Annotated in this window: 10 protein-coding genes; 5 read left to right on the forward strand and 5 right to left on the reverse strand. The window is 39.8% G+C overall.

Annotated elements, in window-relative coordinates; genetic code table 11:
• Nucleotides 1–131: 131 nt before the first annotated feature.
• The 5 genes from AC106S_RS05210 to AC106S_RS05230 form a co-directional block, all read right to left on the reverse strand.
• A complete protein-coding gene (locus AC106S_RS05210; protein WP_482438022.1) occupies nt 132–623 on the reverse strand; it encodes a DNA-deoxyinosine glycosylase in 492 nt (163 codons plus the stop codon).
• A gap of 100 nt (nt 624–723) precedes the next feature.
• Nucleotides 724–2,718 (reverse strand): S9 family peptidase, encoded by a 1,995-nt coding sequence (locus tag AC106S_RS05215; protein ID WP_482438023.1) that lies wholly within the window; start codon nt 2,716–2,718, stop codon nt 724–726.
• 386 nt (nt 2,719–3,104) lie between these two features.
• Nucleotides 3,105–3,449 (reverse strand): phage holin family protein, encoded by a 345-nt coding sequence (locus AC106S_RS05220; protein WP_482438024.1) that lies wholly within the window; start codon nt 3,447–3,449, stop codon nt 3,105–3,107.
• Nucleotides 3,450–3,556: 107 nt separating this feature from the next.
• Nucleotides 3,557–3,979 carry a PaaI family thioesterase gene (locus AC106S_RS05225; RefSeq protein WP_482438025.1) on the reverse strand — a complete coding sequence of 141 codons (423 nt, stop codon included), beginning with the start codon at nt 3,977–3,979 and terminating at the stop codon, nt 3,557–3,559.
• 944 nt (nt 3,980–4,923) lie between these two features.
• Entirely contained in the window at nt 4,924–7,050 is a 2,127-nt protein-coding gene (locus AC106S_RS05230; RefSeq protein WP_482438026.1) for a type IA DNA topoisomerase, read from the reverse strand.
• Nucleotides 7,051–7,826: 776 nt separating this feature from the next.
• On the opposite strand from AC106S_RS05230, the gene AC106S_RS05235 reads away from it, so the two are divergent.
• The 5 genes from AC106S_RS05235 to AC106S_RS05255 all read left to right on the forward strand — a co-directional run bounded on the left by AC106S_RS05235 (nt 7,827) and on the right by AC106S_RS05255 (nt 13,785).
• Complete coding sequence (locus AC106S_RS05235) at nt 7,827–8,825, forward strand: EamA family transporter (protein WP_482438027.1); 999 nt, start codon at nt 7,827–7,829, stop codon at nt 8,823–8,825.
• A 19-nt stretch (nt 8,826–8,844) separates the two neighbouring features.
• Nucleotides 8,845–9,873: a methionine ABC transporter ATP-binding protein gene (locus AC106S_RS05240; RefSeq protein WP_482438028.1), complete on the forward strand. Its 1,029-nt coding sequence runs from the start codon at nt 8,845–8,847 to the stop codon at nt 9,871–9,873.
• Complete coding sequence (metI, locus tag AC106S_RS05245; protein ID WP_482438029.1) at nt 9,866–10,522, forward strand: methionine ABC transporter permease MetI; 657 nt, start codon at nt 9,866–9,868, stop codon at nt 10,520–10,522. The genes AC106S_RS05240 and metI overlap by 8 nt, the downstream gene beginning before the upstream one ends.
• 27 nt (nt 10,523–10,549) lie before the next feature.
• Nucleotides 10,550–11,356 carry a methionine ABC transporter substrate-binding lipoprotein MetQ gene (gene metQ, locus AC106S_RS05250; RefSeq protein ID WP_482438030.1) on the forward strand — a complete coding sequence of 269 codons (807 nt, stop codon included), beginning with the start codon at nt 10,550–10,552 and terminating at the stop codon, nt 11,354–11,356.
• 218 nt (nt 11,357–11,574) lie between these two features.
• Nucleotides 11,575–13,785 carry a glycoside hydrolase family 3 C-terminal domain-containing protein gene (locus AC106S_RS05255; protein WP_482438418.1) on the forward strand — a complete coding sequence of 737 codons (2,211 nt, stop codon included), beginning with the start codon at nt 11,575–11,577 and terminating at the stop codon, nt 13,783–13,785.
• The last annotated feature ends 986 nt before the right edge of the window (nt 13,786–14,771 follow it).

The following is a 14,771-nucleotide window of genomic DNA, read 5'->3' on the forward strand; positions in this document are numbered from 1 at the left end:
GTCTGCGTTATATTTTCTAAACGTTATAGGTTTTGGAAACCTATAACGTTTTATTTGCTGTACTTTAAATAGTGATTTCTTTAATAAAATGTGCAGGTAAAATCTACGTCATCTGTGGAATGATAAAAAATCTATTTCAGGAAATTCAGGATCACTTTCCATTCTTCCCTTTTTTTCTCAAAAGATACCGTATGGAGCGGACTTGTGGAAGGCAATAGAAAAACGGGCAGCCTGTAATTTTTCCCTAACAGTTTCTGCAGGTTTTTAAAAGATTTCCCTCCATTACAGAAAATAGCCTTTACATTGGGATGCTCTTCCAGCAGTTCAGCGATCTGATTGGCTTCCTCATTTCTGATCTCAGAATCCAGGCTTCCTTTTCTTTCGCAGGAATCGATAACATCCCAAAGAGCGATGTGGTGTTTCTTTAAAACTTCAAGTCTTTCAGAATAGTCTGTGGTAAAGTCTTCATTCAGCAATTCAAAGATGATCTTCCAGAATTTATTTTGAGGGTGGGCATAATATTGCTGTTTTTCCAGGGATTTCACACCGGGAATGGAGCCGAGGATGATAATTTCAGATTGGCTGTCGATGAGAGGCGGAAATGAAGAAATACGGTTTTGCATATTCAAATATATAAATTTTGGCTAAAGCCATCGGATCTTTTCCATAAAAAAAGCGGGCTAAAGCCCGCTCATATTGATGTTTAAAGTCATTTTTCAATACCTACAATGTTTCTTTCAGCCAGTCGAAAAACTCTCTCTGCCATACCAGTCCGTTTTGCGGATGAAGTACCCAGTGGTTTTCGTTCGGGAAGTACACCAGTTTAGATTTCAGTCCTTTTAATTTCGCAGCCTGGAAAGCTTCCTGTCCCTGCTCGTAAGGTACACGGAAATCAATTCCTCCCTGAACGATCATGATCGGTTTGTTCCATTTATCTACGAAGTTGCTCGGATTGAATTCCGTATATGCTTTTGGTTGTGGTTTTTCCCAGGGAGAACCAATATCCCAGTTGGCGAACCAAAGTTCTTCAGTCGTCAGGTACCATGATTTCATATCGAATAATCCATCGTGGGCAATGAACGTTTTGAATCTGTTTTCATGAATTCCGGCCAGCATAAATACGCTGTATCCTCCATAGCTGGCACCTACTGCGGCTACTCTGCTTCCGTCTACATAAGGTAATGTTTTCGCATAGTCGGTAGCGGCCAGATAATCTCTCATCGGCTGTCCGCCCCAGTCTCTGGAAATCTCTTCATTCCATTTGGTTCCCCATCCCGGCATTCCTCTTCTGTTCGGTGCCACAACGATATAACCGTTTGCTGCCATTAAGGAGAAGTTCCATCTTACGCTGAAAAACTGAGTAAGCGCGGACTGCGGACCTCCCTGGCAGTACACAAGGGTTGGATATTTTTTATTCGGATCAAAATTCGGGGGATAATGGAACCATACGCCCATTTCCTTACCGTCTGATGTTTTTACCATTTTAAGTTCAGATTTACCCTGAGCCATTTTTGCATACGTTTCCTTATTGGCTTCGGTAACCTGCTTCATTTCTCCGTTCTTAAGGTTTACAGAGAAGATTTCCGTGGCATGGTTTACGTCTGTTCTTCCTACCAGAAGTGAGGTTTTATTATCGGTAAAGATCTCGTTGACATCGAAGTCGCCTTTAGTGATCTGCTGTACTTTTGCCAGTTTGGAATCCAGCGAGAAAAGCTGTTTTGTTCCCCTGTAAGCCGCTGTGAAGTAAACGGTTTTGGAATCTGCTCCCCAAAGCACATCCCCGGAAACACTTTCATCCCAGCCTGCCGTAAGATTGGTTGTTTTTCCTGACTTCCAGTCCATGATCTTTACATCATTTTTATCAGCTTCATAACCGTCTCTTGCCATGCTCTGCCAGATCAGTGATTTTCCGTCCGGACTGAACTTAGGATTTACATCATATCCTTTGTTGGATTCTGTAAGGTTTTTTGTCGTTCCGGAAGCCAGATCATAGGCAAAAATATCCGTATTGGTGCTGGTTGCATATTCTTTACCGCTTTTAGGCTTGGTAACATATAAAAGCTGTGCCGAATCCGGGCTCCAGATAAAATCTTCAGCTCCCCCGAAAGGTCTCTGCGGAGAATCCCAGGTTTTGCCTTCCAGCAGGTCTTTTGCTGATTCTACTTTATCGGAAGTGCTGACAACAAATACGTGATTGTATTTCCCTTCATTGAAGTAATCCCAGTGTCTGTGGTTCAGGTCAGTATATACCTGAGCCGTGGTTTTGGGAGTATCGCTGAATTTATCTTTCCCCATTACCTTTTCTACCAATACCTGCCTGCTGAACGCAATTCTCTTGCCGTCCGGAGAAATGACAATATTATCAGCCTCTCCGATGGTGTAAAATTCGCTCCAGGTCTTTCCTGCATCTTTTGAAAGATAGATTTTATCGCCTTCCTGGGCATAAATCCCGTTTTTATCCCATTGAATCAGGGCTTTTTTACCGAAATCGATTTTGGAAGACTGATTATTAAGAACATTCAGAAAGTAGTTCTCACTTTTGGTTTTTTCTGTTTTCAGATCTACCTGTCCCACTTTATAAATAAGGGAAGCCTGATCCGGTGAAACTGCCTGTACTCCCACTTTTTTCAAAGTCCAAAGAATTTCAGGCGTCATTACTTGTTGTGCATTCATTAAAAGCGGAGCTGCCAGAGCCAGCAGACTGTACTTAAGTTTCATATGTTGATATTCATTTTTAACGGACGTGTATTTATTTTAATTTCATACATTTCCTATTATTAAATTCAAAGATTGCCAAAGTTAGTACTTAAAATAAAAATTAACGAAATAATTAACATTAAAATTAGGATTAACTTGAAATCAGGATGGAAGATAGAAGACGGAGGATAGAAGTAACTTTTGGTTATAAATATTGAAGGACACTGTAAAATCAAATGATCTTAAAACAGCTCAACACTTATTTTATTGATGGCGTTCATAACTTTCCTCTTCCAGCTCGCTGCTTCAAACCCATTTGAAAACACCTAAGTTCTCTTACCGTTTCCAACAAAAAAGCCCGCCGGCATTACACCAGCGGACTTTCTTATTTTTTATCCTGAGTCTATTTAATCTCCATCTGAGAACATTGAACTGGCCAGAGAGGTGACGACTGACAAAAGTATACTAAAGATAAATGCCCACCAGAAGCCATCTACTACCATACTGTCTATGAAATAATCTGCAATCAGAATAATGGCTGCATTAATAACCAGCGCGAAGAAACCGAGTGTGATGATGGTGAGCGGAAGCCCAAAAAGGTTCAGAATCGGCTTAACAAATATGTTCAGGACTCCCAGTACAATAGCAAAAATAATTGCTGAAGAAAATCCTTCAAAATGTACTCCCGGTAAAATTTTGGTTAAAAGATAGGCCACTATGGCCGTTACGAACAATCGGATAATTAAGTTCATATCGTTATTTTTTAATATTTATGGGATAGGTGGAGCAAAAGCCATTCCATTCCGGTCAGAAAAACGCTGTAAACCCTTTTATTCAGGGAATATTTTATGAAAAACTATTATTTTATTTTCATCATTGTAACCAGTGAAGTAGCTACATGACTTTCAGAATCAGCATCTTCACTCTGAACATAGATTTCCGTCCTTACAACAATGATCTTCCCTCCTCCTTTGATAACATAAGATTTTGAAACAAGCGCATCTCCTATTGCCGGACGCAGGTAATTCACCTTCAGTTCTACCGTCACCACATAACAGTCTTCCGGATAATGGCTTACAGAGGCATACCCCGAGGAAACATCTACCAAAGAAGCGATCATGGCCCCGTTGAACATTCCTGCTTTCCGGGTCATCATATCCATTTTAGGAATTTTAATGGAGACGAAATCCGTTTCCACTTCCAGCAGTTCGGCCTTATAGAATTTTAAAGTTTCTGAGCGCCCGAAGCTGTCTGTGATAAGTTTCTTTTTCTCTGGTGTCATTATTTTTTAATTTGACGTAAATTTAAAGATAGATTTAAAATGAGAGAATCAAAAAGATAAAAAAATAATGGACAAAGGGTTTTCACTGATGTCTGCACATATTTTTTCTCCCGCAAATCCGGCAGATTTTTTATAGATTTTGTTGGAAAAACGCAAGGGTACAAGGTTTTTTTAATATTATACTGCTTTTAAGGCGCAAGAAAATCAGAGATTTTCAGCAATTTTTACAATCTGTTTTCAGGATTGAAAGAACTGAAGGCTATTCCATCGCTTCATCGGATCAACGGAGTTGATTCTGCTCTTTGCTCTCTTAAAATCAGTATTGCCTATACATGAACCTTAGCGTTAATAAAAAAATCTAAGCCATCATACCCATAAGAATTGAATTTCTCACAGATTCTTCAGATAACACTGATCTTAATGGATGTTTTATTTTCTCGCAGATCTGGCAGATTGAGCAGATTTTTTATAGGCTTTGTTGGAAAAACGCAAGGGGAGCAAGGGCTTTTAATTATAATGATGCATTTAGCGCGCAAAGGCGTTGACACTTAGCAAAGTCTTTACTTTTTGTCCGGATTAGGCAATTTTATAATGTGAGGAATAAAAATCATAGATTTTTAAAAGCTCCTATGTTTGTCCAAGTAAACTTAAGTGAGCTTCTATGCGCAAGCTTTTAAACTTAAAAATAATTCAAGTGTCAAAATCTTTTGTACTTGTTGTTGTAAAATAATTTTCCACAGATTGCTGTGACTACACAGATTATACGGATATTTCCAATCTATCTCTTGTGCTAAAAAAATCTGCTCCATCTGCTCCATCTACGAGAAATATAAAAACTTTTTTATCCTTTGTGGTTAAAATAATTCTCAACAATTTCAATAGATTTCACCGATGTTGTGCGTGTTTTTTCTCCAGCAGATAATACAGATTTACTAATAAAACGCCTAGCTAAGCTGCACCTCAAAATGATCTGTCAAAGACAGAACCCCTTCTGTAAGGCCTTCCGGATGTGTACTGAAGCCTTTCAGTTTTGAAGTTTTCCCTTTTACTACCAGATCCATCAGCTGTTTATCTGAAAGTTTCTTTCCGAAAATTTCAAAACTTATTTTAAAACCGCAATTCTTGAAGTCGGAGCAGCCGACCGCTGTTTTACCCTTAATAAGGTTATGGTTTTTACATTTCGGACATTGGGTTTCTTCCCAGGACTGAAGTTCTTTTTTCTGGGCCGGCTCTCTTTTTTTCTTTTCCTTCACCTCATCTTTTTCCTCTTCCTGAAGGGTAATCACTTTTCCTTTTCCGTAAACCACTTTATCGGTAAGCTCGGTTACCATCTGGATCAGCTCTTCTTTGAAAAGATTGGCTTCATACTCGCCTTTCTCGATTTTCCGGAGTTTCAGTTCCCATTCTCCGGTCAGTTCCGGGCTCTTCAGCAGTTCATCTTCAATGGTATCGATCAGCTGAATTCCGGTTTGGGTAGCGATCAGGTTTTTCCTTTTTTTCTCGATGTATTTTCTTTTGAAAAGGGTTTCGATAATATTGGCCCGGGTAGACGGTCTTCCGATTCCGTTGTTTTTCAATAATTCGCGGAGTTCATCATCTTCTACCTGTTTTCCGGCGGTTTCCATCGCTCTCAGCAGTGTTGCTTCCGTATAAGGTTTCGGAGGGGAAGTTTTTCCCTGGTGGATCATCGGATCGTGCGGTCCTGTTTCACCGACAACGAATTCAGGAATGGTCTGTTCTTCTTCCTTTTCTTTCTCTTTATCTGTGGATTCTTCTTTGGGTTCTTTGGCATAAACGGTTCTCCAGCCCGGTTCCAGAACCTGTCTCCCGCTGGTTTTGAACGGAATGGTTCCCACCTTCCCTTCTACCAGGGTATTTGAAATCTTACATTCCGGATAAAAAACAGCAATGAAACGTTTGGCAATCAGGTCATATACCAGTTTTTCCTCTCTGCTCAGATTCTGGGAAGGAGGCACTTCGGTAGGAATGATCGCATGGTGATCCGTTACTTTGGTATCATCAAAAACCGCCTTTGATTTTGGAATCGGGGCTTCAAGTAATGGGGCAATCAGTTCCTGATAGGGATACATTTTCTGAAGAATACCTTCTATTTTCGGATACAGGCTTTCGGATAGATACGTGGTATCGACACGCGGATACGTCACGTGCTTTTTTTCATAAAGGCTCTGAACATAATTCAGGGTATTTTCTGCCGAATAGCCGTATTTTTTGTTGGCTTCTACCTGAAGGGCGGTCAGGTCAAAAAGTCTCGGATTTTTTTCTTTTCCTTCTTTAATTTCAAAGGAAACGATTTCAAAAGGGTTTACTTTAAGGTATTCAAGTCCTTTTTCAGCACGTTCCAGGGTTTTTAAACGGTCAATGGCCGCATTGAAAACCACGTCGCGGTATTTTGTTTTAAGCTCCCAGTATTCTTCTGTGGTGAAAGCATCGATCTCTTTCTGACGCTGTACCAGCATGGCTAATGTAGGGGTCTGTACCCTTCCGATGGAAAGCACGGCTTTGTTTCCTCCGAACTTTTTAGTGAAAAGTCTTGTCGCATTAATTCCCAGCAGCCAGTCGCCGATAGCTCTTGCATTTCCTGCCAGGTAAAGGTTTTTATAATCTTCAGCCGGTTTTAAAGCGGCAAAACCTTCTTTGATGGCTTCCTCCGTTAATGAAGAAATCCATAAACGCTGAACCGGTTTGCTGCATTTGGCCTTCTGCAGTACCCAGCGCTGGATCAGTTCTCCTTCCTGCCCGGCATCCCCGCAGTTGATGACCTCATCACATTCCTCAACCAATCTTTCAATTACTTTAAACTGATTTTCAACTCCTTTGTTCGGGATCAGCTTGATGCCAAAACTGTTGGGGATGATAGGCAGTAAAAACAGGTTCCAGGATTTATACTGAGGTCCGTAGTCGTGAGGTTCCTTTAAAGTACAGAGATGCCCGAACGTCCATGTCACGCAATAGCCGTTCCCTTCCATATAGCCCTGTTTAGGCGTGGTAGCGCCCAATACTTTGGCAATATCTCTGGCAACACTGGGTTTTTCGGCAATACATAATTTCATGAACTCGGGTTTATTGAAGGAGTGCAAAAATCGGGATTTTTTTTGACTTTCGCTAATTTTGTTAAGCGCTGCCCCCTCATAATTTATAGCTGAAAGATACGGAAACCTCTTCCATGAAGGGTAATAAATTTGGTTTCAGACCACAAACAATAATTAAAAATAAAAAAGAGGACCTCTTAATTCAAGAGAACCTCTTCCTCAGCCAATCCATTGATGTCTGGTCACAAATTATGTTAAAATTAAAACCTGAAACCAATACACTCTGATTTACTGATATTTAAATTAAAATAATTTACTCAGTTCAGGAAGAAAATCTTCTATTCAATATTTTTACACAATTATCAAAAATTTGAATTTATTTTATGTTTTCCACAATGAAAATTACTTCCGAAAACGGATAAATTTTGAACAAAATGAAAATTAAACGGCAATTCCCTGATTGAAAAACAAAAAAATAAAATCAATTAAAACACTAAAAGACAAATGATTATCCAGTTAACAATAATTTAATTTTCAAAAACCCTACTTTTTTAGTGGACTAATAAAAATTATATTCTATATTTGCAAACGTATTCAGGAAATAAAATAAAATGAAGGCCGGATTAAAAAATAATTCAATAAAGAAACATACCATCAAAACCATGATGATGTGGATCTGTATGCCTGTACCTCAGGAATATTGTGGATGACCTTAGTTTTATATGACATATTTTCAAAGGCTCTGCATGATTGTAGAGCTTTTTTTATTAACCGTAAACAACATTAAAAAAATAACAATGAACAATTCTAAAAACACATGGCTGGTTCCGTTAGCGTTTACCAACATCTATGTAATATGGGGAATTACGTTTTTAGCAATTTCATTCGGTCTGCAGGGTTTTCCGCCTTTCATACTTTCCGGATTGAGATTTCTGGCAGCAGGAATTCTGATGATTGGATATCTGCTTTCAAAAGGAGAAAAAGCCAATTCCCCGGTTAACTGGAAAAAAAATGCCATTACGGGAACCCTTATTCTTACCGGAGGAACAGGACTTGTAGCCTGGGGAGAACAGTATGTAACAGCATCGGAGGCTGCCATATCCATCGCTACCGGACCATTTTGGTTCATTGCCATCGACAGAAAAAACTGGAAATATTATTTTTCGGATAAATTTATTCCGATAGGATTGATTATTGGCTTTGCAGGCCTGATATTATTTCTGAAAGGAAGTGTGCATTCCCATGCAGCTCATGCGGCGGCCGACGGAAAGCTCCGGATCACAGCATTTGTTGTATTGGGTCTGAGTTCGGTAGCATGGGTATTGGGTTCTTTATATTCCAAGAAAAATCCTGCTTCCCAATCCACCTTTATGAATATTGCCCAACAGCTCATCGTAGCCGGATTAGTTTCTTTTCTTATCGCCTTTTTCAGAAAAGAATGGGTTGGCTTTTCGGTTTCCGCTATTCCGGTTTCTGCATGGCTGGGTGTATTGTTTTTGATCTTCTTCGGATCGATAGTCGCTTATTTGTCGTACATTTGGCTCCTGTCTGTGAAACCTGCCGCTTTGGTAAGTACGCATACTTATATCAACCCTATTGTTACCGTTATTGCCGGCTGGATTGTAGCCAGCCAAAGCATCAATGGAGGCCAGCTGTATGGTTTGGCAATCATATTGCTGGGAGTACTTCTGACGAATGTCACCAGGTATTTTAAACTTTCAAAACGGTCGAAAGTCAGATTAAGAAGGGTAAGACGATTTTTTAACAGAACTAATAAGCGCTATCAGCCTATTTAAAAAAATATAAAGCATCAGAATGATAGAAATCAGAAATATATCAAAGACTTTCCACCAGAAAAAACAGTCCTTTAAGGCACTGAACGGGGTAAGCCTGAATATAGAGAAGGGAGATATTGTAGGTATCATCGGATTTTCCGGGGCCGGGAAAAGTACCCTGATCCGTACGGTAAACCTGCTGGAAAGACCGGATGAAGGGCAGGTAATTATCAATGGAAAGGATTTCACACGGCTAAATTCAAAACAGCTGGCGGAAGAACGTAAGAAGATAGGAATGATTTTCCAGCATTTTAACCTTCTTTCCTCAAGAACTGTTTTTGATAATATCGCTCTTCCTCTGGAACTGGATCATACCGGTAAAGACCGGATCCGTAAAAAGGTGAATGAGCTTCTGAAAATTGTAGGACTGGAAGATAAAGCCAACGATTATCCGAGGAGCCTTTCAGGGGGACAGAAACAGAGAGTGGCCATTGCAAGGGCATTAGCCAATGATCCTCACCTTCTGCTATGTGATGAGGCAACCAGCGCTCTGGATCCCGCTACAACACAGTCGATTTTACAGCTGCTGAGAGACATTAATGAAAGGCTGGGAATTACCATCCTTCTGATTACCCACGAAATGGAAGTCATTAAAACGGTCTGCAACCATGTAGCCGTGATCGACAAAGGAAAATTATTAGCAAAAGGAACTTTAAGTGAGATTATTTCGGATAGAGAAAATCCTGTAATCCGCCAATTTATAAATTCAGACATTATGACCCTGCCACAGGAACTTAATAACAGACTGCAGAAAGAACCACAGGAAGGTTTATTTCCGCTGGTTGAAATAGAACTCAATGAAAACATCAGTGTTGAAGAACTTCTTTCAACCCTGTACTCTCAATATAAGATTCCGTATAAGCTTTTGAAAGCCGATGTGGAATATCTCGGCAACTCTAATTTCGGGAAACTGCTGCTGCAGCTTCAGGGAGGAGCAGAAGAAAATCAGCAGGCCATCTATTATTTCAATCAGAATAAAATTCAAAATACCGTAAAAGGATATGCTTAGTGATACTGTAATTGCCCTTCTGGCAAAGGGAACCTGGGAAACCGTTTATATGACCTTTGTTTCCGGATTTTTTGGATTTGTATTGGGACTTCCGGTAGGAATTATGCTGTTTTTAACCAGAAAAGGACAGCTGCTGGAAAACACAGTTTATTACAGAACCTTATCCATCATCGTCAATATTTTCCGGGCTATCCCCTTCATTATTCTCATTGTATGGATGATTCCTTTCACCAGAATATTGGCAGGTACATCCATTGGGGTGAATGCAGCCCTGGTTCCACTGAGTGTTGGAGCAGCACCGTTTATCGCCAGGCTGGTGGAAAACAGCCTTCTTGAAGTGCCTCACGGTTTAATAGAAACAGCCAGAGCTTTGGGAGCATCCCCATTCCAGATCATCAGAAAAGTTCTGCTTCCGGAAGCCCTGCCTTCTCTCATCAATAATGCTACAATCACATTGATTACTTTAGTTGGATATTCTGCTATGGGAGGAGCCGTAGGTGCCGGTGGATTAGGGCAGGTTGGCTATCAGTACGGATATATCGGTTATGATATTGTGATTATGAACACAGTCCTTGTATTGTTAGTATTGTTAGTGTTTATCATACAATTTTCAGGTGACAGACTGTCAAAGAAATTTGATCACAGGTAGTATTTTAGATTGAGAAATAATAAAACAATGAGAAAAATAAAGATATTAGGTGTACTGGCAGCCGGAATACTCATGTTTGCGGCATGTTCAGGGAGAAAGGATGATCCGAATTTCATCCGGGTAGGCATCACTTACGGTCCGGAACAGGAAATTGCTGAAGTGGCTAAGAAAGTGGCTAAAGAAAAATATAATCTTGAAGTGGAACTGATTCCTTTCAATGATTATGTAGTTCCCAATGAAGCTCTTACTAATGGTGATATTGATGCCAATGCTTTCCAGCATGTCCCTTACCTTACGGAACAGTCCAAACAGAGAGGCTATAATTTAGCCGTTGTAGGCAATACTTTTGTTTATCCTATCATCGCCTATTCCAAAAAAATCAAAAATATCAGTGAGCTGCAGGAAGGAAATACGATTGTTATTCCCAATGATCCTACCAACGGAGGACGTTCACTGCTTCTGTTACAGAAAAGCGGTTTACTGAAATTAAAAGACGGAGTGGGACTTCTTCCAAAAGTGACTGATATTACAGAAAATCCGAAGCAGCTTAAAATTATGGAGATTGAAGGCGCGCAGATCCCGAGAGTGCTGGATGACAGGGATGTTGTGGTGGGAATCATCAATAATAATTTCGCCGTTCAGGCCGGATTGGATTCTGAAAAACAGGCCGTTCTTAAAGAAGGCAAAGATTCTCCTTATGTAAATGTTGTGGTTGCCCGGCAGGATAACAAAAACAGCCAGAAAGTAAAAAACTTTGTAAAGGCGTATGAATCTGATGAAGTGGAAAAAAAGGCCGGAGAAATTTTCAAAGGAGGCGCGGTAAAGGGCTGGTAACATTGACTTACCGGTGAAAATCCAAACCGGTTTTTCAGCTTTTCATTCATATAAAACTGCCGGCTCAATGCACCGGCAGTTTTTTATACGCTTAATTTCATTTTCTCATTTTGAGATAATAAAAAATTTTCTTTATTTTTGCTTACAATCAAATAACCAGGCATATGTTAAAGAAAACCGCTATTCTAAGTTTATTCACCTTTATTTCTGTTTCTTATATGGCTCAGACCAATACTTCTTTACCCGTTTATTTAGATGAATCAAAACCTGTGGAACAGCGTATTCAGGATGCTCTTTCCAGAATGACGCTGGAAGAGAAAGTAGCCATGCTTCATGCCCAGTCGAAATTCAGTTCACCGGGGGTTCCAAGACTGGGAATTCCGGAATTCTGGACTACGGACGGTCCTCACGGCGTACGTCCTGAAGTAATGTGGGATGAATGGGATCAGGCAGGATGGACGAATGACTCTATTATCGCCTACCCTGCCCTTACGGCATTATCCGCCACATGGAACAAAAAAATGTCTTGGAACTACGGTAAAGCTTTGGGTGAAGAAGCCCGTTACAGAAAGAAAGATATTCTTCTGGGCCCCGGAGTCAATATTTACAGAACTCCACTGAACGGAAGAAACTTTGAATATATGGGTGAAGACCCCTATCTGACTTCAAAAATGGTGGTTCCTTATATCAAAGGGGTTCAATCCAATGGTGTGGCTACCTCTGTAAAGCATTTTGCTTTAAATAATCAGGAAATGTTCCGCCACACCAGTAATGTAATTGTGGATGACAGAACACTTTACGAAATTTACCTCCCCCCTTTTAAGGCTGCGGTAACGGAAGGAGACTCCTGGACGATCATGGGAGCTTATGATATGTATAAAGGCCAGTATGCGAGCCAGAATCAGTATCTTTTAAATGATATTCTGAAAAAAGAATGGAATTATAAAGGGGTGGTTGTTTCCGACTGGGGTGCCGTGAATAATACGGAACAGGCTGTCTATAACGGTTTGGATCTTGAGTTCGGAACCTGGACCAACGGTCTTTCTGCCGGAACTAAAAATGCCTATGATAATTACTTTCTGGCAAAACCTTATCTGGATTTGATAAAATCCGGTAAAGCGGGAACCAAAGAGCTGGACGACAAAGTGACCCGATTACTCCGTCTTGCCTACAAAACCACCATGAACAGGAACAAACCTTTCGGAAATATCGCTTCTGAAGAACACAAAGCCATAGCCAAAGAAATTGGTGAAGAAGGCATTGTTTTACTGAAAAACCAGGGAAATGTTCTGCCTATTGATCTTAATAAAGCAAAAAAAATAGCCGTTATTGGAGAGAATGCCATCAAAATCATGACTGTGGGCGGCGGTTCCTCTTCATTAAAGGTAAAATATGAAACACTTCCTTTAGACGGAATCAGATCCAGATTCGGCAAACAGGCTGATGTACAGTATGCCAGAGGCTATGTGGGAGACATTGGCGGTGAATACAACGGTGTAAAATCCGGACAGGACTTAAAAGATCCCCGCTCCGCCACAGAACTGCTGAACGAAGCGGTAGAGCTGGCTAAAAAATCAGACTATGTCATCTTTATCGGCGGATTGAATAAATCTGATTTCCAGGATAGCGAAGGAAACGACAGAAAAAGTTATGGACTTCCTTATCATCAGGATAACGTAATTTCTGCACTGGCCAAAGCCAATAAAAACCTGGCCGTAGTTCTGGTTACCGGAAATGCCGTAGCAATGCCCTGGATCAAAGAGGTTCCTACCGTTTTACAAGCCTGGTACCTGGGATCGGAAGCAGGAAATTCAATCGCTTCCGTTTTAGCCGGAGATGCCAACCCATCAGGGAAACTTCCGTTTACCTTTCCTGTGAAGCTTGAAGACAATTCAGCCCATCAGCTCGGAGAATATCCGGGCCGGAAGGATGAATTGGCGGCAGGAAAAGGTAAAGATCAGAAAAATCCGATCAATATTACCTATAATGAAGGAATTTTTGTAGGTTACCGCTGGCATGATACCAAAAACATCAAACCTTTATTCAGTTTCGGGCACGGACTGAGCTATACGACTTTTGAATTTGGAAAAGCCAAAGCGGATAAAACCACGATATCACAGGAAGATAAAATCACTTTTACCGTAACTGTAAAAAACACAGGAAAAAAAGCAGGTGCTGAAGTGGCACAGCTCTACATCAGCGATTTAAAATCTTCTGTACCGAGACCTTCCAAAGAACTGAAAGGTTTTGAAAAAGTATTTTTAAATCCGGGTGAGCAAAAAGAAGTGACTTTCACAATCGATAAAACCGCATTAAGCTATTTTGATGCCGGTAAACATGAATGGATTGCAGAGCCGGGAGACTTTGAAGCATTGATCGGTAATTCTTCGGATGCTGTTAAAACGAAAGTGAAGTTTACGTTGAGATAGATTTAAGACAGGAAAAAGAGAGTCTCGGTTTCCAGTCGTTTTTTTTAGTTGATAAAGCAGGTTTCTGAAGGGAATCTGCTTTTTTATCTTTTGATCCTGAATATTTCTAAAAACGAATAAAGGTTTCATTTTGCGTGGTAAAAAAACATATTATCAATACGCGTTTTATTTTTTAATCGCTCGCTGATCTTGCAGATGGCGCAGATTTTTTATTTGATGGCTGATAAAAACCATAGATTTTTAAAAACTTAGGGGCACTTATCAACGTACAGCTTGTCTCTTAAAAAAAACTCAAGTGTTAATCAGCAGATTACAGATCATATCTGCTGATTATGATTTTCTGTCCTGTTGAATTGGTTTGTAAAAACTAATAAAGGTTTCATTTTGCGTGGTAAAAAAACATATTATCAATACACGTTTTATTTTTTAATCGCTCGCTGATCTTGCAGATGGCGCAGATTTTTTATTTGATGGCTGATAAAAACCGTAGATTTTTAAAAACTTAGGGGCACTTATCAACGTACAGCTTGTCTCTTAAAAAACTCAAGTGTTAATCAGCAGATTACAGATCATATCTGCTGATTATGATTTTCTGTCCTGTTGAATTGGTTTGTAAAAACTAATAAAGGTTTCATTTTGAGTGGTAAAAACATATTATCAATACGCGTTTTATTTTTTAATCGCTCGCTGATCTTGCAGATGACGCAGATTTTTTATTTGATGGCTGATAAAAACCGTAGATTTTTAAAAACTTAGGGGCACTTATCAACGTACAGCTTGTCTCTTAAAAAAACTCAAGTGTTAATCAGCAGATTACAGATCATATCTGCTGATTATGATTTTCTGTCCTGTTGAATTTGTTTGTAAAAACTAATAAAGGTTTCATTTTGAGTGGTAAAAACATATTATCAATACGCGTTTTATTTTTTAATCGCTCGCTGATCTTGCAGATGACGCAGATTTTTTATTTGATGGCTGATAAAAAC

The sequence above is a fragment of the Chryseobacterium sp. FR054 genome, assembly GCF_056844565.1.

What these genes read in the sequence shown, in the direction of transcription:
- metQ (WP_482438030.1), top strand. Translation starts at nt 10,550, where the DNA reads ATGAGAAAAATAAAGATATTAGGTGTACTGGCAGCCGGAATACTCATG.
- AC106S_RS05215 (WP_482438023.1), bottom strand. Translation starts at nt 2,718, where the DNA reads ATGAAACTTAAGTACAGTCTGCTGGCTCTGGCAGCTCCGCTTTTAATG.
- metI (WP_482438029.1), top strand. Translation starts at nt 9,866, where the DNA reads ATGCTTAGTGATACTGTAATTGCCCTTCTGGCAAAGGGAACCTGGGAA.
- AC106S_RS05255 (WP_482438418.1), top strand. Translation starts at nt 11,575, where the DNA reads ATGGCTCAGACCAATACTTCTTTACCCGTTTATTTAGATGAATCAAAA.
- AC106S_RS05240 (WP_482438028.1), top strand. Translation starts at nt 8,845, where the DNA reads ATGATAGAAATCAGAAATATATCAAAGACTTTCCACCAGAAAAAACAG.
- AC106S_RS05235 (WP_482438027.1), top strand. Translation starts at nt 7,827, where the DNA reads ATGAACAATTCTAAAAACACATGGCTGGTTCCGTTAGCGTTTACCAAC.
- AC106S_RS05210 (WP_482438022.1), bottom strand. Translation starts at nt 623, where the DNA reads ATGCAAAACCGTATTTCTTCATTTCCGCCTCTCATCGACAGCCAATCT.
- AC106S_RS05220 (WP_482438024.1), bottom strand. Translation starts at nt 3,449, where the DNA reads ATGAACTTAATTATCCGATTGTTCGTAACGGCCATAGTGGCCTATCTT.
- AC106S_RS05230 (WP_482438026.1), bottom strand. Translation starts at nt 7,050, where the DNA reads ATGAAATTATGTATTGCCGAAAAACCCAGTGTTGCCAGAGATATTGCC.
- AC106S_RS05225 (WP_482438025.1), bottom strand. Translation starts at nt 3,979, where the DNA reads ATGACACCAGAGAAAAAGAAACTTATCACAGACAGCTTCGGGCGCTCA.